18 protein-coding genes, 1 riboswitch and 2 other annotated features are annotated in these 19,856 nt (G+C 38.7%); of the genes, 7 read left to right on the top strand and 11 right to left on the bottom strand.

From position 1 onward, the window contains the following. Positions 1 to 65: 65 nt before the first annotated feature. The 5 genes from rho to LMF32_RS07585 all read right to left on the bottom strand — a co-directional run bounded on the left by rho (position 66) and on the right by LMF32_RS07585 (position 5,585). Entirely contained in the window at positions 66 to 1,361 is a 1,296-nt protein-coding gene (rho, locus tag LMF32_RS07605) for a transcription termination factor Rho (RefSeq protein WP_092481058.1), read from the bottom strand. A 24-nt stretch (positions 1,362 to 1,385) separates the two neighbouring features. Further along, positions 1,386 to 2,645: a UDP-N-acetylglucosamine 1-carboxyvinyltransferase gene (locus LMF32_RS07600; protein ID WP_230524395.1), complete on the bottom strand. Its 1,260-nt coding sequence runs from the start codon at positions 2,643 to 2,645 to the stop codon at positions 1,386 to 1,388. A 634-nt stretch (positions 2,646 to 3,279) separates the two neighbouring features. Then, a complete protein-coding gene (gene fba, locus LMF32_RS07595; protein WP_092481060.1) occupies positions 3,280 to 4,137 on the bottom strand; it encodes a class II fructose-1,6-bisphosphate aldolase in 858 nt (285 codons plus the stop codon). A gap of 315 nt (positions 4,138 to 4,452) precedes the next feature. Further along, on the bottom strand, positions 4,453 to 5,088 hold the full coding sequence (gene rpoE / locus LMF32_RS07590) for a DNA-directed RNA polymerase subunit delta (RefSeq protein ID WP_230524394.1): 636 nt from the start codon (positions 5,086 to 5,088) through the stop codon (positions 4,453 to 4,455). A 44-nt stretch (positions 5,089 to 5,132) separates the two neighbouring features. Continuing rightward, on the bottom strand, positions 5,133 to 5,585 hold the full coding sequence (locus LMF32_RS07585) for a DUF1934 domain-containing protein (protein WP_223156162.1): 453 nt from the start codon (positions 5,583 to 5,585) through the stop codon (positions 5,133 to 5,135). 204 nt (positions 5,586 to 5,789) lie between these two features. Here LMF32_RS07585 and LMF32_RS07580 point away from each other — a divergent pair, with 204 nt between their 5' ends. The 6 genes from LMF32_RS07580 to LMF32_RS07555 all read left to right on the top strand — a co-directional run bounded on the left by LMF32_RS07580 (position 5,790) and on the right by LMF32_RS07555 (position 12,148). After that, on the top strand, positions 5,790 to 6,665 hold the full coding sequence (locus LMF32_RS07580) for a lipoate--protein ligase family protein (RefSeq protein WP_230524393.1): 876 nt from the start codon (positions 5,790 to 5,792) through the stop codon (positions 6,663 to 6,665). Then, complete coding sequence (locus tag LMF32_RS07575; RefSeq protein WP_230524392.1) at positions 6,649 to 8,028, top strand: HD domain-containing protein; 1,380 nt, start codon at positions 6,649 to 6,651, stop codon at positions 8,026 to 8,028. Before LMF32_RS07580 ends, LMF32_RS07575 begins: the two co-directional genes overlap by 17 nt. A 15-nt stretch (positions 8,029 to 8,043) precedes the next feature. After that, positions 8,044 to 8,853: a sugar-phosphatase gene (yidA, locus tag LMF32_RS07570; RefSeq protein ID WP_230524391.1), complete on the top strand. Its 810-nt coding sequence runs from the start codon at positions 8,044 to 8,046 to the stop codon at positions 8,851 to 8,853. A 32-nt stretch (positions 8,854 to 8,885) separates the two neighbouring features. Further along, on the top strand, positions 8,886 to 9,701 hold the full coding sequence (yidA, locus tag LMF32_RS07565) for a sugar-phosphatase (RefSeq protein WP_230524390.1): 816 nt from the start codon (positions 8,886 to 8,888) through the stop codon (positions 9,699 to 9,701). Between the two features lie 89 nt (positions 9,702 to 9,790). Continuing rightward, positions 9,791 to 10,231 carry an organic hydroperoxide resistance protein gene (locus LMF32_RS07560; protein ID WP_188205298.1) on the top strand — a complete coding sequence of 147 codons (441 nt, stop codon included), beginning with the start codon at positions 9,791 to 9,793 and terminating at the stop codon, positions 10,229 to 10,231. A gap of 168 nt (positions 10,232 to 10,399) precedes the next feature. Further along, positions 10,400 to 12,148, top strand: coding sequence for an IS1182 family transposase (locus LMF32_RS07555; RefSeq protein WP_230524389.1), 1,749 nt, complete (start codon positions 10,400 to 10,402; stop codon positions 12,146 to 12,148). On the opposite strand, the gene LMF32_RS07550 is transcribed toward LMF32_RS07555, so the two are convergent. The 6 genes from LMF32_RS07550 to LMF32_RS07525 form a co-directional block, all read right to left on the bottom strand. Then, a complete protein-coding gene (locus LMF32_RS07550; protein WP_230524388.1) occupies positions 12,106 to 12,552 on the bottom strand; it encodes an NUDIX hydrolase in 447 nt (148 codons plus the stop codon). The genes LMF32_RS07555 and LMF32_RS07550 overlap by 43 nt on opposite strands. Positions 12,553 to 12,641: 89 nt before the next feature. After that, positions 12,642 to 13,481, bottom strand: a complete 840-nt coding sequence (locus LMF32_RS07545) for a hypothetical protein (RefSeq protein WP_188205296.1) — start codon at positions 13,479 to 13,481, stop codon at positions 12,642 to 12,644. Continuing rightward, positions 13,478 to 14,404, bottom strand: a complete 927-nt coding sequence (locus LMF32_RS07540) for an ATP-binding cassette domain-containing protein (protein WP_230524387.1) — start codon at positions 14,402 to 14,404, stop codon at positions 13,478 to 13,480. The genes LMF32_RS07545 and LMF32_RS07540 overlap by 4 nt, the downstream gene beginning before the upstream one ends. After that, a complete protein-coding gene (locus tag LMF32_RS07535) occupies positions 14,401 to 15,588 on the bottom strand; it encodes a hypothetical protein (RefSeq protein ID WP_143084256.1) in 1,188 nt (395 codons plus the stop codon). Before LMF32_RS07535 ends, LMF32_RS07540 begins: the two co-directional genes overlap by 4 nt. A gap of 13 nt (positions 15,589 to 15,601) precedes the next feature. Then, on the bottom strand, positions 15,602 to 16,807 hold the full coding sequence (locus LMF32_RS07530) for a hypothetical protein (RefSeq protein ID WP_230524386.1): 1,206 nt from the start codon (positions 16,805 to 16,807) through the stop codon (positions 15,602 to 15,604). A gap of 165 nt (positions 16,808 to 16,972) precedes the next feature. Then, on the bottom strand, positions 16,973 to 17,494 hold the full coding sequence (locus LMF32_RS07525) for a folate family ECF transporter S component (protein WP_092481071.1): 522 nt from the start codon (positions 17,492 to 17,494) through the stop codon (positions 16,973 to 16,975). A gap of 40 nt (positions 17,495 to 17,534) precedes the next feature. Further along, positions 17,535 to 17,638: riboswitch (THF riboswitch) on the bottom strand. A 240-nt stretch (positions 17,639 to 17,878) separates the two neighbouring features. After that, positions 17,879 to 18,147: a binding site (T-box leader), on the top strand. Positions 18,148 to 18,204: 57 nt separating this feature from the next. Continuing rightward, positions 18,205 to 18,460, top strand: a binding site (T-box leader). A 324-nt stretch (positions 18,461 to 18,784) separates the two neighbouring features. On the opposite strand from LMF32_RS07525, the gene LMF32_RS07520 reads away from it, so the two are divergent. Next, positions 18,785 to 19,855, top strand: a complete 1,071-nt coding sequence (locus tag LMF32_RS07520; RefSeq protein ID WP_230524385.1) for a methionine ABC transporter ATP-binding protein — start codon at positions 18,785 to 18,787, stop codon at positions 19,853 to 19,855. Position 19,856: the final 1 nt, after the last annotated feature.

Raw genomic sequence — 19,856 nt, 5'->3', positions numbered from 1 at the left:
TAATAAACAAATGCAATGAATTATTTCAGCTGAAAAGACTTGTTTCTTTACTTAAAATTGCATGATTAACGGCGTTTATTGCGGTAATTTTTAGATTGGGCCAAAGTTGATTCAGAAAACGTTTCAAAGAATTCATCATTAGTTTTAGCTTTTCTCAACGTTCGTATGAATTGATCCGTAAATTCTAAGGATTCACCGATCATAGCGTGGCGAACTTTCCATATAGACTCTACGCGACTGCCGTCCAATAATAATTCTTCTTTTCTGGTACCTGATTTTTTGATATCGATAGCAGGGAAAATCCGTCTTTCTGCCAACTCTCTTGAAAGGTGCAGCTCAGCATTCCCTGTACCTTTGAATTCTTCATAAATAATATCGTCCATACGGCTTCCAGTATCTACAAGAGCTGTAGCCAGAATTGTTAAGCTTCCGCCTTCTTCGATGTTTCGAGCCGCTCCAAAGAATTTCTTCGGTTTATACAATGCAGCAGGGTCGATCCCGCCGCTCAATGTTCTTCCGCTTGGCGGAATGACCAAATTGTATGCTCGAGCTAAACGAGTGATACTATCCATTAGAATAACGACATCTCGTTTATCTTCCACCAAACGCATCGCTCTTTCAAGAACTAATTCTGATACTCGAACATGATTTTGAGGCAATTGATCAAATGTCGAAGAAACAACTTCCCCTTTTACGGTTCTTTCTAAGTCTGTTACTTCTTCCGGTCGTTCATCGATCAGCAATAAAATCAATTCAACGTCAGGGTAGTTTTCTGCGATCCCATTAGCAATATCTTTCAGCAAAACTGTTTTACCAGCTTTTGGCGGAGCAACGATCAATCCACGCTGCCCAAAACCAACTGGCGATATGACATCAATAATACGCGTAGCCACTTTTGTTTGTGCCGTTTCTAAAACGATTTGTTTGTCTGGATAAAGAGGTGTTAAGGCAGGGAAATGAGAACGTTCTTTTGCGTCTTCAGGGTCTTTATCGTTAACTAGATTAACGTGCATCAAACCATAATACCGCTCGGATGGCTTAGGAGGTCTAGCTTTACCTGAAACTTTATCTCCGTTTCTTAAACCGAAACGTTTGATTTGAGAACCGGAAATGTAAATGTCTTCTTTACTCGGCGTGTAATTGATGGGACGCAAAAATCCAAAATCTTGCTGATCCATAATGTCTAATACGCCTTCCACGATAAAGAAGCCTTGTTTTTCCTCTTGCGCCCGAATAACTGCTAAAGAAAGTTCCTTTTTATTCATTTGACTGTAATAAGGAATTTTTAACGCTCTAGCATACTGGTAAATTTCTTTTAATGTCTTACTCTCTAATTCCTTTAGTGTTAGAATTTCATCCATTAGTTGCCCCTCACTCGCTTTCTCTTAATCTTCAATCATCTTAATATCCGCTCCTAGATCGGTCAGCTTTTCAATAATATGATCGTAACCTCTGAGAATATTTTCAATCCCTGTAATTGTTGTTGTTCCTTCAGCCATTAATCCAGCGATAACTAAGCAAGCTCCGGCTCTTAAATCACTAGCTTCCACTTCCACACCAATCAATTTGCTTGAACGTTCTAAGACAATTGTATCACTTTCTACTCTTGCTTTAGCTCCCATACGCACTAATTCCGGTATATGTTTGACTCGTTTTGGATAGATCGTATCTTTGATGATCGATTCTCCATTTGCCATCAGCAATAATGGTGTCAAAGGTTGTTGTAAGTCAGTAGCAAAACCAGGATACGGAACAGCTTTCACAGATATTGGTTTTAATTCACTCGGTTCCAATACTCGTACGCTGTCTTCTCCTATTTCCATAGGAACACCCATTTCTTCCATTTTAGCCAGTAGCCCTTCAATGTGTTCTACAATGACATTTTTTACTAAGATATCCGTTCCGACAGCTGCTGCCATAGACAAGTATGTGCCTGCTTCAATTCGGTCAGGAATAATCGTATGACGGCAACCGTGCATTTCTTCCACACCTTCGATACGAATAATGTCCGTTCCTGCTCCACGTACTTTTGCTCCCATGTTATTTAACAAGGTTGCTACGTCAATGATTTCAGGTTCTCTTGCTGCATTTTCAATAATCGTTTTACCCTTAGCTTTTACAGCTGCCAACATGACATTGATGGTCGCACCAATCGATACCACGTCCATGTAAACACGAGTTCCTGTTAATCCTTCTTCAGAAGTTTTCAGATACATCGCACCCATTTCGTTATCAACAGTTGCTCCTAATGCTCTGAATCCTTTCAAATGTTGGTCGATTGGTCGAGGTCCTAAGAAACAACCACCCGGCAATCCTACAACTCCTTGACCAAATTTAGTCAATAATGCTCCCATGAAGTAGTATGAAGCTCTTAAACTTTTTATTTTCCCGTTCGGCATCGGGATAGAGATCATTTCGGTAGGATCTACCACTAATGTACTCCCGTCAAAGTCTGTTTTTACATTCATATCGTTTAGGATTTCGATGAGAGAGTGAACGTCTTGGATGTCTGGGACACCCTCTAATGTTACAGGAGAATCGGCAAGGATCGTAGCTGGAATTAACGCAACTGTACTGTTCTTAGCTCCGCTGATGCTGATTTCACCTGATAATTTTTTACCGCCGCGGATGACAAATTTTTTCATTTTTTTACCTCACTTATTAATATACGTTCAAATTTATTTTTTTACGGAAAATTCTTATACACTGTTCATTTTAACGAGCAGCTTGATAGTTACCGCTCTGATAACTTTGACTTACTCTTTATCTGTCGCACTATTTTAAAGTTCTTTATGACAATCACCTCTATAACAATCGACCACTTTTAGTCCCTTGTTCTGGATAACTTTTTTGAATAATGATGGACTCTCTTTCACTTAATGAAGATCGTTCTTTCTATTACGCAGGAAAAAGGTTTATGGTGGGTAACGAGGTACAGCTACTAGCTTATGAATCATAAATCTAGTAGTCCGTTTTGAGGGTCATATGCACTCCTGTTCAGTTTCATATAGTGTAAAACTGTAAGACATTAGCCCTATTTTACTACATCACTTTCCATCTTACAACCATTATAATAGTTTGAGGGGCAACAGCATAATAGAAGGTTTCACTAATCAGACAAAGAAAAGAGAAAAAGCCCTTTATCAGCTTCCGTGTTTTAAAAAATACAATTTGAGGAATATTAATTCCTTTGTCTAATGGGGATAAAAACAAAAAAGAAGCCTTCCCTTACAAAAAGGAAAGACTTCTTTTTTCTCTACTCTTGTTAGAGAAAGACAATTATGCTTGGCCAGATGAACCAAATTCGCGCATTTTTGCTTTTGTTGTTGCAGTAATATCTTCTTTACCTGGGCCAATGATTTTACGTGGATCGTAAACTTTTTCGTTGTTTGCGATAACTTCACGAGTTTTCTTAGTCCAAACTTGTTGCAACTCAGTGTTAACGTTGATTTTAGTGTGACCGTACTCGATAGCTTTTTTGATTTGGTGTTCTGGAATACCAGATCCTCCATGTAATACTAATGGAGCTCCTGTTAATTCAGAGATCTCTTTCATTTCATCAAATCCAAGAACTGGTTCGCCATCGTAGTTTCCGTGAACAGAACCTAGAGCAGCTGCTAAAGCATCGATTCCTGCTTCTTCAACCATACGTTTACATTCTTGAGCATCTGCATAGATAACGCCGCCTGTTACGCCGTCTTCTTCTCCACCAACACTTCCAACTTCAGCTTCTACAGAAGCACCTTTTGAGTGTGCGTATTCTACAACAGCTTTTGTTGCTTGAATATTTTCGTCAATTGGGAATTTTGAGTTGTCGATCATTACTGAAGAAAAACCTGCATCAATAGCTGCAGTACAGTTTTCTAAAGATGAACCGTGGTCTAAATGCAATGCTACAGGAACTGTAATATCCATTGTTTCCATTAATGCTTCTACCATAGCGGCTACTACTTTAAATCCGCCCATGTATTTTGCTGCGCCTTCTGAAACACCTAAAATTACTGGTGATTTTTCTTCTTGTGCAGCAGTCAGTACAGCTTGAGTCCATTCTAAATTGTTGATGTTGAATTGACCAATTGCGTAGTGACCTTTCAACCCTTTTTGTAACATATCTGTCATGCTTACTAAACGAGTCATACTTTGTTGCCTCCTCAGAGATATCTTTGCGTGCTAATTAACTTAGCCGACGTTCTAATTGTATCAGAGAATTGATGTTTTTTCCACGAATTTGTAAAAAAAGTCAATGGTTCTCATTTTACACCCTAAAACTCTCATTTTCGACGTTCTACCGCTCTTCTCACCACTCGAAAGTATCACATAGTGAAACTTTAAAAAGTGTTTTTACTTTCTTTTCTACTGAATTACTTCCTTTAGTTTGTGATGGATTTTATTTGTTTACGAAACGAAAAAAGCGCTCGATCCAATATCTGGACCAAGCGCTTTTAGGAAAAATTAAAACTCTTCTTCCTCTTCTTCATCGTCTTCGATTAGTGTCAAATCGCCTTCGACGCCATCTGGTAATTCATCTTCTTCATCATCGTCATCTGCGCCTATAGCAGAAAGATCTTCTTTATATTCGCCAAGATCTTCTTCGTCTTCTTCATCGATCATTACACCATGATCAGATACATCTACACGTCCGCCATAAACAGTTGCTTTTTCTTCTTCTTCATCTTCAACGATTTCTTCTTCTTCGTATTCATCAGAATCTTCAGGATCGTCAGCGTTGTAGTCAATTTCGTCTTCGCCATAAGTAGTAGTCTTGCTTTTTTTGCGGCGACGAGGTCTTTCATCTTCGTTATCATTGTCATGTGTTAATTCTTCGTCAATTGAATCAATTGGATACCATGAGCGCAAGCCCCAGCGGTTATCCCCTAAAGAGATAAAACTCCCGTCGATATTCAGGTCGGTATAAAATTGTGTCATTTCTCGTTCAACTTTTTCATCACTTAAATTCAAGTAGTCGATAATTTCTTTCAACAAATCAGAAAAGTCCATGACCTCGCCTTTTTGTTCCAAAATAGCATGAGCAACTTCAATCATTGACAATTCACTTCTAATTTGTCCATCAAATTGTTTTAATTCCATTAAAGTTCCGTCCTTTCAAGAGTCTATCCCTTATCTTACAATATTTAAACAGTAAAAAGCAATCGTATTTTGTATTCTCCTAATTTTTCATTGCCTACAAACAAATCATATGCAACTTGGACATTTCCAGAAAAGGGTTTATCCGTGTAGCTGATCTGCAAATGACGCGTGATCGTATCTACGAATATATTGCCTTGGGCTGTGCGGTAAAGCGTTTCATAGCTCTTTCCTTGTTCGAATCTCATCCTTGTCGTCATGTCTCCTTTTCGAGTCAACGTAACGATCCCATTCGGTTCGATTTTAAATGTTACAGGAATTCGTCCATCTTCTTGATAAGTCTCCTCGTAACGAACGTAATACGAACCACCCATTTGAACAACTTTTCCTTTTTCGTCAAAAACAAATTCTTCTGTATCATTATTTTGAGTAATAGTGGTTTGAACATGTACTTTTGCCGGCATTCCTTTAGATAAATCCAATTTATTCACCTCAAACATATTTTATCTCTTTCATTTTAGCACAGAATACTTAATGGCTTTAGTAAAATCTTTTATTTCATCAGAAACGTTCCTTTTGAATAAAATCCTTGGGGTCTTTTCGTTTAATTCCCTATTATTGACAAGGTTTTGGTATAATACAATCGATACGATTAAATTCTTTTGATTTGAGATTACTTTAATAGATAGGAGTACGTCAATAGAATGACTTCTTTAGAACCCGCTAATTATATTACTGATCAATCCTTTCTTCATTATGACGCTGAAACAATGCCTTTTAAAAATAATTTTATTTCTCACTTTGCTCTATCTGACGCTTTGATGGCTTCAGCCGGAAGACACCAGCAGCCCATGATTCACTTTTGGCCTACTTCCAACTTAGTCATCTTAGGTATGATGGATACCAAACTTCCCTACTTCAGCGATGCTTTAGCTGTCTTAAAAGCTGCTGGAAAAAATACTATCGTCAGAAACTCTGGAGGTTTAGCAGTTGTAGGCGATGAAGGTGTATTAAACTTTTCCATTATTTTGCCTGAGCGCGAGCGTATCCCGATAGATGTCGGGTATGCTATTATGCTGCTTCTTGTAGATTGCGCCCTAAAACAATACGGTAAAACAATCGAAGCTTATGAAATAAAAGATTCTTATTGTCCTGGAGACTTCGATTTAAGTATCGACGGCAAAAAATTTGCCGGGATCGCCCAAAGACGATTGAAAAACGGAATCGCCATTATGATTTATATAAGCGTTACCGGCAATCAACAGGAACGTGCGGAATTGATTCGAGAATTTTATCAAGCCGGTTTGAACAGTGAAACGGTCAAATGGCACTACCCTAAGATCAACCCTTCAGTTATGGCCACTTTAGAAGATCTCTTAGAGGTTAACATGACAGTCGATGAACTAAAAGAATTGATTCTCAACTCTTTAAGAGACCTAGGTGCTTACTTGTCTAAAGGAACCTATACAGAAGAGATTATAGAAGACTACCAATCGGCTTTTCAAAAAATGATTCGCCGAAATGAACAAATGCTGGGCGACCATCTAGATCGGAGGCTTTTGGATGAACCTAATGTATGACGATGATCAATTACTTCCTATAGAACAAGTATTTAGAGATCCTGTTCATGATTATATCCATGTTCAACATCAAGTCGTTTTAGACTTGATCAACACTAAAGAGTTTCAACGTCTGCGTCGCATCAAACAATTGGGAACGACTTCTTTCACTTTCCACGGTGGAGAGCATTCACGGTTTGGCCATTCTTTGGGTGTTTATGAGATCACTCGAAGAATCTGCGATAAATTTGCGCGTAATTTCCCTACTAAAGAACCGGGTGACGGTGGTTGGGACGATGGAGAACGATTAGTTGTGTTGTGTGCCGCTTTACTGCATGATATCGGTCACGGTCCTTATTCGCACACTTTCGAAAGCATCTTCCAAACCAATCATGAAGAACTGACAATCGCTATCATTCTTTCACAAGAGACTGAAGTGAATCAAGTGTTGAGTAGAGTGAGTTTAGACTTTCCTCAAAAAGTAGCCAGTGTTATCGAAAAAACATATTCTAACCCTCAAGTTGTCCAATTGATCTCCAGTCAAATCGATGCGGACCGTATGGATTACTTACTGAGAGATGCTTACTTCACTGGAGTCAACTATGGGACATTTGACTTGACTCGCATTCTGCGTGTGATTCGTCCCTATAAAGACGGCATCGCGTTTCAAATTCAAGGGATGCATGCCGTAGAAGATTATATTGTCAGTCGCTATCAAATGTACATGCAAGTATATTTTCACAGAGTATCTAGAGGGATGGAAGTCATTTTGGATCATTTGCTCAAGAGAGCTAAGAAAGTTTACCAAGATCCATCGGTCAGTTTTAAACACAGTTTTTCATTACTCGTGCCGTTTTTTGAAGGCAACTTTACTTTAAAAGACTATTTGGCCCTAGATGATGGAGTACTGAATACGTACTTTACTTTATGGCGAGCAGACCAAGACCCTATTCTCAGCGATCTGTCTACTCGTTTCCTTGACCGAAAGCCATTTAAATCGGTGACGTTCTCTAAGCAAACTGATGAAGCCATTCTTGAAAAACTCAGCAAATTGATTCAAGAAGCTGGATACGATACAGATTATTACACAGCTATCAACAATAGTTACGATTTGCCGTATGATTTCTATCGGCCCGAAACAGACAACCAGATCACTCAAATCGAATTGATGTACCCTGACGGCTCGTTTACTGAATTGTCTAAAGCTAGTGCTTTAGTAACTTCGATAGCCGGAAAAGAATATGGAGATGAACGTTTCTATGTTCCTAAAGAATTTTTAAAACCCGATAAATCGGTCGAAATCACTTTATTTGAAGAACTTTACACGGGTTTTTCTAAGTACATTAAAAACGGAGCCATTTATGACCCGACTAAAAACGAATAAAAAGGAGTTTATATTGTGAAAATATCATTGATTGCACTTGATTTAGATGGCACCCTTCTGCTTCCAGACGGCACTGTTTCTCCAAAGGTAGCTGAAACATTAACGATTGCTCGTTCAAAAGGCATCAAATTAGTCCTTTGTTCTGGAAGACCTCTACCAGGAGTACTGCCTCTATTAGAAGAACTGGACTTAGAAAACGAAGGAGATCATGTCATCACTTATAACGGGGCTTTGGTTCAACAAACAAATGACGGGAAAATTCTGGCGCATCATACTATGGATCACGACGATTTTCTTGAAGTCGAAAGTCTCAGCCAAAAATTAGGGATTCACTGTCATGCTGTGAATGACCAAGGAGTCTATACGACGAACAAAGACATCAGCTATTACTCTGTTCGCGAGTCATTTTTGACAACCGTTCCTTTGCGTTACCGGACTGTTGAAGAAATGGATCCTTCTATACTGATCAGCAAAATGATGTTCGTTGAACCAAAAGAAATTCTAGAAGAAGCTATTGCTCAAATTCCATCTGCATTTGCTGAAAAATATACTTTGTTAAGAAGTGAAGACTTTTTCTTAGAAGTACTAAACAAATCTGCTAGTAAAGGACAAGCTTTAAGAGATTTGGCAGCAATCTTAGAAATTCCAAGAGAAGAGATCATGGCGATTGGAGACAACGGAAATGATTTAGACATGTTGGAGTTTGCCGGAATGGGCGTAGCTATGGGAAATGCTTCTTTTGAAGCTAAAGAAGCCAGCGATTACGTTACCGACAGCAATGTACATGATGGAGTGGCTACAGCGATAGAGAAATTTGCATTTTAAAATATATATTTATAGAGGAGAACAACTACAACATGCCGATCAAATTAATTGCCATTGATATCGATGGCACCTTATTGACACCCGAAAAGATTATTAGCGAACGTGTGAAAAAAACCTTATTAAAAGCTAAAGAAGCTGGAATCAAAATCGTATTGAGTACTGGGCGACCTTTACCCGGTGCTACAGAATACTTAACTGCATTAGATCTGACCAATAAAGGCGACTACGCCATTACGTATAATGGCGCCTTGGTTCAAGACACACATTCTGGAGAAGTATTAGCAAACCACACTTTAGATATCAACGATTTTTACCGAATCGAAGAAATGAGTCGTAAAGTTGGTGTTCATTACCACACTACTACTCAAGACGCGATGTATACTTCTAATAAAGACATCAGTGCATATACCGTTCGTGAAGCCATGCTGGTGAATATGCCGTTGAAATTCCGTACTGTTGAAGAAATGGATGAGTCTATTGCAATCAGTAAAATGATGATGATCGATGAACCTGCTGTGTTGGATGAAGGAATCAAACAACTCCCTAAAGAGTTTCTTGACCGTTACACGGTTTTGCGCAGCGAACCTTTCTATTTAGAAATTCTTAATCCTTCTGCAAGTAAAGGGCAAGCCTTAAAAAGCTTGATCGATATTCTGGGATTAACGCCAGACGAAGTAATGGCCATCGGTGATAACGAAAATGACTTGGACATGATTCAATTCGCAGGAATGGGTGTAGCTATGGGGAACGCTGTTCCTATAGTGAAAGAAAACGCGACTTACATCACAGATACCAACGCAAATGACGGCGTAGCAACTGTTATCGAAAAATTTGCTTTGATCGATTAGAGGTACCAGAATCGTTTTATTCGCATTCTTATTTAGGCTTTGTATAATAGTAAGTGTAATCAGAACTAAATGATAGGAGATTTTATGTTATGTCAGAATCAGAAGTAAAATATTCCGCAACTGCAATAAACACTGGAGGCCGTGTAGGTGAAAGTCATGTGCCGGATAAATCTTTTTCGGTAAAAGTTTCTACTCCTAAAGAAATGGGCGGTCCTGGACAAGGAAGTAACCCAGAACAATTATTCGCTCTAGGTTACAGTGCTTGTTACCATTCAGCATTAGACCATTACAAACGAGAAGAAAAAATTACGAATAAATCAGAAGTTACTACAACGATCAACTTACTGAGTGATCCAACAGACGGCGGATTTAAACTGGCTGCAGTAATCGAAGTAGCAATCGAAGGATTAGATGATGCAAAAGTCCAAGAATTAGCGGACAAAGCACACAGCTACTGCCCTTACTCAAAAGCAACCAGCGGTAATATCGAAGTAACGATCAAAACAAAAGAATATTCAGGCGAAGAATAAACACCGACCCGTAAAGACGGGGCTGGGAAAAATCTCAGTTCCTGAATAAAGAAAATCCCCAACTCTTTCAAACTTGAAAGAGTTGGGGATTTTTATCGTTTTAAAAGACACAGTGAGCCAAATACCTTATAATTTAAGTACGACCAAAAACAAAAGGAGTGACTCACTATGTATCAAAATTATAACACAATGGAAACGGCCTTAGCACTACAATTAGATTTTACAATTCCAAATGATCATGAAGCACGCCTCATTAGCCGTTTTGTCGATTCGATTCCTTCGGAATTTCTTCTAGAAGATACGTCCCATACTGGACGCCCTGCTTTTCATCCTGCCATGCTTTTAAAGATGTGTTTGTTTGCCTATAGTCGCACAACGTTTTCCGGACGTAAAATGGAACGAATGAATGAAGAATCCATTCCTATGAAGTGGTTAACAGGCGATACGCCTGTTAGCTACAAGACAATCAACACCTTCCGTTCAAGCGAGCACGCATCTAAACTCATCAAGTATGCCTTTATTCTTTTTACAACACTCTTGAGTGACAATGGCTTGATTCACGAAGACGCGTTATATATCGATGGTACAAAGATACAAGCCGATGCAAATATCTATAGTTTTACTTGGAAGAAAGCAATCGAACGTTATGAAGCAAACCTCAATGATAACGTTTCGGAATTATATGAAGAACTAATCCAAGCCAAAGTAAATCTCGCTTTATCGGAAGAAGTATTAAAAACGTCAGAAGGTATTGAAGAAATAATCGTTTCTCTAGACGAAGAACTTGTGGCCGTTGAAGCTGCGATTACAGAAGAAAAAATGATTCCTAAAGGTGGTTCGGAACATAAGCGACGTCGTCGCATACTGAAGAAACATCGGAATAAATGTAAAAAAGATTTCTTACCGCGTAAACAACGCTATGAAGAAGCAAACGCAACCTTCGATGGCCGAAATAGTTTCTCAAAAACAGATACAGACGCAACGTTCATGTGTATGAAAGAAGATCCGATGAAGAATCGGGAGTTAAAACCAGGTTATAATCTTCAAGTCGCATCGAGTAATCAGTTTGTCATTGCCTATGATATTTTTTCAAATCCAACGGATACACGAACGTTTATACCTTTTTTAGAAACCATTCAAACATTAGATTTATTTAAGTATATCGCCGCAGATGCTGGTTATGGCAGTGAAGAAAATTATGAGGCGGTTATGGATACCTTTAATAAAGTCCCTTTAATTCCATATGGCATGTATCATAAAGAGAAGGGGAAAGCCTATCGCTCTAATCCAAAGCATCGCGATAATTGGGATTATAATGAGATCGAAGACTACTATACTGATTTAGATGGTGTGCGCTTCAGCTTCTCACACTACAGTACGCGAAAAGATAAAAACGGTTTCCAAAGAGAATTTAAAGTATACAAGGCTGATATGGAGCAACAGGATGACACTCGTAATCTGTTAGCTAAAACACCTAAAGGTGCCCAACGCCAGACATCGGTCAATTATAATTGGGAATACTTTAAGCATCATGTAAAAGAAAACCTTGAAAGCGATCATGGAAAAGAAATCTACGCCCAACGAAAGATTGACGTAGAAACTGTTTTTGGTCGAATGAAAGGTGTATTTGGCATGCGAAGAACCCATGTCAGGGGCAAGCAAGCCGTTCATAATGACATCGGGATCATGCTTATGAGCATGAATCTGACAAAACTAGCCCTTGAGGCTAGAAGAAAAGCGGAAGCTTTTCAACAAAATCCAGTCAAAAATAAAAATCGCAATGAAACAATCAAGTTTTTGATTATTTCATTACGGTTTTTTTATTTGAGGCTAGTTTTTTCCCAACCCCGTCTTTTTATAGATAGAAATCTCTTTTATTGTTCAATCCCAATAAGTTGTTCAACGGCCCACCGATGACTGCCTCTTTTTAGTAAACGCAAAGCTTCAGGAATAGTCGCCCATTTCAGCGTATTGAAATCCTCTAAGGGTTCACTGACCTTTGTCCATGAAGAAGAGACATAAAAATGAGCAGGATTATGATAGTATTGCTTTCGGTGAGTGGAATAATAATACTCATCTGCTTTCCCTAAGTACTCTCCTACTTCAATGTCAAAACCTAGCTCTTCCATTGATTCACGTTTAAGCGTTTCAATGTGGGTTTCACCATCTTCTCTTTCTCCTCCTGGTAACAAGTAAGAGCCATTTGGCGGGGAAACGAGCAAGATTTTATCCTGTGCAGAATTAAAAACGATCAAGTGGACACCCATTCTGAATTGGTATGCGACTCCTTCTATTTTCTTTCCAAACTGGTTAGCAGTCATATCATCCCTACTTTTCTTGTTTCTTTTCTCATCTAATTCTCATCATCATAACCAATAACTTTCCCCTAGTCAACAATAGCCTTCTGCCTTTATTCTGATGTATCTTTCGCTGTAAACTTTAACGGTTGATTTAAATCTTTCAAATACATTTTTTGTCCGTTCTCCAACGTTAGTTCCAGGTGAGTTTTGACAGGTATGAATTCCCCAGTCTCTTCGTTCAGTTCCATTTGTCCTCGAAGTTCGAATACTCTAGGATTAAGAGTGTTGTCAAATAAGTAAAGATAACCGCCAGGAGGCAGCTCCGTAAAAACATACGTGCCTGCTTCCAGCTGTTTTCCCACTTCCCAGACTCCATTTGTGAGCAGTACTTCTCCTACTTCTAGTGGTTGCTCAACTAACTGTGAAGCTGAATCTTTGCTGGCTCCCATTTCTACTGAAAATCCTTCTCCTGATAACGACACTTTGTTTCCCTCGTACAAATCCGTTTCTACATAACCAATTTTATAAGGCGTCAGCAGTTCTTCTGTCATCAGCTGGTCTTTCTCGTCTGTCACTCGTAAAGTTGCGTTATTCATCAAATGAGGTTCTAGCTGCTCATTCATGTATCGAAACTGATATCTTCCAGCCGGAAAATCTTCTCCCACAATGTATTCTCCAGCCTCTATTTTAAAGAAATCGGACTCCTCTAGAGGCAGAGAAGGGTTTAATAAACTTTCACTAAACGGCTCCAAGATGTATAAATCCTTACTTTCTCCAACGATTTCTTTTGCCTTTGAATAAGCTTCAATAGATGTCTCGTCTCTTTGAACGGTCTTTCCATCGTATTTTTCCGGCATCAAGCCTTTCCAACTTGCGCATCCAGAAAGCAGGAAACTCATCACCAACAGTACACTCGTTTGGAGAAGTATTGACCGACCTTTTCGACTCATTCTGCAGCCTCCTCTATTGTCGTTTTAGAGTCTCCATAAAGATGTGTATAATATTCAGCCGTTCCTAATGCTCCAACTTCTAAGCTCTCTGTCTCCAGCTCTCTTAAAACTTGGAACAATTCTATCTGTTGTTGAGGTGAATAGTTTTCTAAAGGGATACATAGTTTATCTTGGTTCAGCCAAATAGTTCCTGGTGGTAAATTCCATTTATCCATCAAAAGCTTTTGTTGCTCGCTGTCCAACAGCACTTTATAGAAGTCAGCAGCTTTTACATGCCGCTGATAAACAAAATGGACTTTTCGATCTTTCAAGAAAATCACTTGATCTGCGTACTCATCCAGATTGTGCAATAAGTGAGAAGAAACGAAAATAATTTTACTTGTTTCTCTCAACTCTTTTAACGTTTCCGATACTAAATTCACATTTTCCGGGTCCAAGCCATTCATTACTTCATCCATTAACATGATCGGAGTATCAGCTGCAATCATCATCGCAAAACATAGCCGTTGTCTCATCCCTAAAGAATAAGTCTCTACTTTTCGATCCACATACCCTCTCATTTGCAACCGGTCAATGATTTCTTCGATAGAACGATTCTTTTTCTTCCAAATATCCGCGTACATTTGAATGTGTTCTTTCCCAGAAAAATTTTCATGCAAATCTGCTTGATCTGGAAAAAACGTTACCTGTTTATGGAGCTCTAACACATCTTTATCCGAACTAGTATATTCTTTTCCATCAATCAAAATATGGCCTTCTTTGATCGGAATAAATCGCATAACAGCATTGAACAACGATGTCTTTCCTGTTCCATTTGGAGCTACCAAACCTACGATCTGCCCATTTTCTAATTGAATGTTTATCTGCTCTAAGATCGAACGTTCACCATAAGATACCTGCAATCCTTTTATTTCTAAGCTCATGACGTTTCCCTCCTTTTCAACCCCATCGTCTTGGTAGGAATCAATTGAAAAATCAAAGCAAATATTCCTTCCAGCAATAACAGACACACCCCAAAAGACAACACTATTTTCCATGTGTTGATGGAAGATATCCCTAATTCAGCAGCAGTTGCACCTTTTACGACCGGTACAATGTGCAAATAAAGAGAAGGTTGCCATGAACTAAATGGTCCCATCAATTGCCAAATGTATGGGATAAAGTAAACACTGATGGTTAACCCGATGGTCAAATAAATATTTCGAATCATCCAGCTCAGCCCTGTACTGAACAAAAGTAGGATGTAGCTTAATATCATCCCCAAAAAAACGAGCATTCCTATGTATTGCCAAGTCGCAATGTACTCGATCTTTTCTCCAAAGAATACTCCTATGGGATACCAGAGGCTGCCAGTTGATTCTCGCACTACACTGACTCCATAACTTACCAACATACCCGTTCCCGTCACTATCCACATCAATCCCCACAACTGCGCACTGCGTTGGTGCCACTGTTTTTTCCAAGAAATAGGGTTTCCTTGAGTGACGCTCCAATTGTTTTTTTGATCTTGCGTGAACCGATCCGCTGCCAGCAAAGCTGCAAATACAAATAAGACGATCCCTACAATCAATTCCGCTTGTTGATACAAGACTTGACTGGCCGAGTAAGGATTCCATTCAATATTAAGTTGATGATCATCTAAATACGTATAAAATGCTAACTCTTGCTGCAGTTCCTCACGATCCGGCAAGGTACCCGTCAATACGAGATAGGATTCAAAATCTGTCATTTCCCATAAGCGAAGCTGATTTTCGGCAATCGTTCGTCCGTTGTCTAAATAATTATCAACGACCGACACCATAGCTTCGACCGTATTCCCTTCTTTTTCAGATAAAATGTATCGCTGCATCCCGTAAAGTCGTTGTTGCTGAGCTAATAAATCATACACTTCAGTGCCCAACTCTCCTTCGAAATGCGCTTCAGGAATAATATGGAATAGTTGCTGTGTAACTTCGTATTGACTCCTCGCTTCATCCAACGGCAGATCTAAACTCTGTTGACGGTAGAATAAAGAAAAAGAACTAAAAAATATGAGGAATGCTATTAGAATGATTCTGGTTTTCCATTCTCTCACTAATTTCAACCAATGCCATTTCGCTAAACCCATTTACTCTCCTCCTTTACCTTACGAATCGTTGTCTAGGAATATACTTAGTCGTCACCCATAACAAACCTTCAATGATCAGAATGGTTGCTCCTACGACAAGCAGCCCTTTTCCAGCCGTGATAGAGTCTGTATTCAAGAGAAAATTCTTTTCTCCACTGACAACTTTGCCAAAATCCATATATGTCTGAGGAAAAAAGCTTAAATCGATTCCAAAAATATCTCTCATCCGCCTGCTGTAATAAATCTTTTCAAAAACAACAGCGAATATTCCTAGAATCAAAACAACAACTTCATTTTTGAACACTAAACTGAACAATACGGTCAAACGAATCATTAAGAAAATAAATAAGACTATAAAAGGAACGACTTGAATCAAAAAATTTCCGATCGACATTAAGCCAAAAACAGCATTATTGGTTGCGTAATCTGACGAATAGGTATACTCCGGCACCTTTAACGCCAAACTTCCAAACCCAAATAAAAGACCATTAACGAGTAAAAACCAGCAAAAAATCACGAGAAAAAACACACATACAAAACAAAAAGATGCGACAGATTTTACCGCCAAATATTTTCTCCAACTATAAGGGATACCTGCTTTTTGTGTTCGAGCATCTCTGTCGCCAGTCACTACATCACTCACCATAAAAACCGTCAAAATAAGAATAGCTAACGGCCCAATGCGAAGTAAGAATAAATGGATCTGCTGCCAAGCCGTTTTTTCTTGAATGAGATGAAAGGTGATATTCGGAACCTCTTCTATGTAACTATTTAACCTCAATTGTTTATTGCTGCGATCGTAGTGCAAGTCTTTAAGAGGTTCTTCAGAATTCTTTAAGTAATGATTTTCTATTTCTTTAGCAAGTTCTTCCGGTATGTAATTCAACTCGATAAATCTTCGTGCATCACCTGTATTGACCGCTCCTATAAAGGCCCTTTGCTGCTCAAAATTACTTTTCGCCATCTCATAAGTAGACATTCCAGTAAAGATGTTGGCTTCTGTTGTTCCTTTCTCAAATTGGCTTTCCATCAACCCTTTATTTCCCAGCAAATCAATACCTAACCGCTCCATATCTACAGTATCCATTGATTCACTATTTGGAAGAACTACCCCTGAATAAATCATTACCCCAAGCAAAGCCACGATCAAAACCAACCGATTTTTGCTGTTGCGCATCATTTTTTTTATGGTTTCTAGAAAAATAGTTTTTGCAATCACCTTACGTCACCTCTCTTTGCGTAATCCTTGTTATTGAATCTTTTACCAAGATTATAACACAATGAAAAACAGATGAAATGATTATCATAAATAATTTAGTGTTTCAGTTTTAGAAAATAATAAAAAGCCGTTTCCATTATTGGAAACGACTTTACAATTCAGTGTTTAATCAGTCAGTTGCATCGCTCTGCGCAACGTTTGGTTATTGGCTACAAAATAAATCACGGCTATACGGATTGGTGCTAAAACCAGATTTTGAACCAATCGAGCTGGGAAAAATGCCACAACAGCTTGTTCAGTCAATATATAGACCCACAATGTGTTCAATCCTAGGTTCACTACAACAGTAATGACAACAACAGCTAAACTGACACGCAATAAAGATTTAGGCTTTTTGTATAAAAATACCCCATAAATCAGTCCGCCTAGAAAAGCTGATAATGTGAAGCCTGGGAAAAACGGTCCTCCACTGCCAAACAAAAATGTCCCTGCTAAATCTGCCAGTGCTCCAGCTACCCCTGCAGCTAAGGGTCCGAATAACATCCCAATCATAGCGGAAGGTAAAAAGCCGAAACTGATCCGTACAATAGGTGTCTGAATGGCGATAAATCGAGTTAAGACTATGTCTAACGCCATTAATAAAGCAATTCTCGAGATGGTCCTAGCATCCCATTTTATATCTTTCATCTTGAAGATCTCCTTTATAGAGCTCCCCACACATTAATTATGCAGCGAATGCAAAAATAAAACCGCAAACCAACTTAGTCGGTTTTTCGTCTGAAGGCAACATCCCATCCATTCAGCACTTGACGCTTTATTTTCTACTCTGATTTTTAAAGAATTATTTCAAATTCTCCACAGACCACTATACTATGTTTCACACCTTTCTACAATGTACTTTTCATTTCTAGAATAAAGCAAAGTTCATTTAGGAAATGAATTTGATTTTAGACTAAAGAAGAATTTTCATCTTCTTTTTCAGCATTCAAAAAAATAAAAATGAGTTTTTTCAAATTTTTCTATTGACATCCTCATAAATTACCGTTATATTAAGACACAAGTTAAACAACAAGAAACGCAACGAAAAGAAGAGTACGTTTTGGCAAAACTTTTAGAGAGCTCATGGTTGGTGAAAATGAGCAGCGGAGCCTGGCAGAAGATGGTCTTTGAGTGGAATAAGCGACTACCCTAAAAAGGATATAGCTTATTACGGGAGCACCCGTTACAGTGCCGCAGTATAAAAAGACGCGTTGGTCTTGAGTACTGTATGAGGTGAATTCAGTGATGAATTTACAAATTAAGGTGGTAACACGAAGCGAAATTAAGCTGTCGTCCTTAACAAAAGTCTTTTACAGGCTTTTGTTAAGGACGACTTTTTTTTTACAATTTTATACAGAAAAAATGCGATGACGAGAAAAGTACTTCTTTGTAAAGCAACAACAGAGAGCCTGGATGCTGAGAACAGGTTTGCTGGAGAAGAAGGAAAATGGCCTCCGAGCGGGATACCGAATGTGAAAACATAAGGCTATCATGGATGCACCCATTACAGTGCCAGAGTCTCTAAACAAAACTGTTTAGGTACTTGATGAGAAGATTTCTGTGAAGGAATCTTGAAAAAAGGTGGTAACACGAACAGAAGCGTTCGTCCTTTTCTATAAACAAATTATAGAAAGGACGAGCGCTTTTTTTTAGAGAGTGGAGTGAGGCGCTTAGCTTACTGTATATAAGAAGAATTCGACCAGTTAGGCGCACTTCCTAACAGGACGAACTCAGCTTATATACACGTAAGCTGCCTCGCGCAACTCGTTTTAGACAGAGAGCGAAACAGAGCGTTAAGGATTCCGTAGAGTTCGATTTCCTCTTTTTTATTGGGTGTTCTTCCCAATAAAAAAGAGGAAACGAAATCATAGAAAGTTTGGCTTTCGCAACGCATTTTGAAGTGGAGAAACTCGTTTAAACCAAAAGGAGGAAAATAAAATGATCACATTAAAAGATGTCGGAGTTGCTTTCAAAGGAACGCAGGGAACCATAAACGCTGTAGAAAAAGTCAACCTCTCCATTGATAAAGGGGATGTTTACGGAATCGTTGGTTACAGCGGCGCAGGAAAAAGTACTTTGGTTCGAACGATCAATTTGCTGCAAAGACCTACTAAAGGTTCTGTGTGGGTAAACGGTCAAAACATGTTGGCTTTAAGCCCTAAAGAGCTGCGGAATGCGCGAAAAAAAGTGGGAATGATCTTCCAACACTTTAATCTGATGGATTCGCGCATCGTAGCTGGAAATATCGCTTACCCATTGAGAAAATCTGGTTTAAGCAAAACAGCTATCAAAGAAAAAGTGATTGAGCTGCTGGAGTTGGTGGGTCTTTCAGATAAATACGACGCCTTCCCTTCTCAACTCTCTGGAGGTCAGAAACAACGTGTAGCGATCGCTCGAGCATTAGCCAATGATCCCGACGTTCTCTTATGTGATGAAGCTACCAGTGCTCTAGATCCTAAAACGACTCTTTCGATTTTAGAATTGCTGAAAGAACTGAATAAACGATTAGCTTTGACCATTGTTATCATTACTCATGAAATGCAAGTCGTGAAAGAAATCTGCAATAAAGTAGCGGTTATGGAAAATGGGCACGTTGTTGAGAATGGCGATGTCGTTTCTATTTTCACCCAACCTAAAGAACTCATTACAAAAGAATTCATCAATACAGCTACACACATTGACCAAGCTTTAGATAAAATCTTAAGCCACCCTACTTTGCTGAATTTGCAGGAAAACGATACTTTAGCAAATATTTCATATGTCGGAACTAATACAAGTGAGCCATTAATTTCTCACTTATCCAGTCGCTTCCATATCGCTACCAATATTCTTTATGGGAATGTAGAAATCTTACAAGGAATTCCTGTTGGCAATTTATTGGTCGTTTTATCCGGAGATCCTATTCAAAAACAAAAGGCTTTTGCCTATTTAGAAAGCAAAGACGTTTCAATAGATACCTTAAAAAACCAATCCGAAAAAATCGTTCAATTTAAACAAAAAATCTGTTAAG

It is taken from the genome of Desemzia sp. C1 (assembly GCF_020882875.1).
Taxonomy (GTDB): Bacteria; Bacillota; Bacilli; order Lactobacillales; family Carnobacteriaceae; genus Desemzia; species Desemzia incerta.
This window is presented reverse-complemented; position numbering and strand designations above follow the sequence as displayed.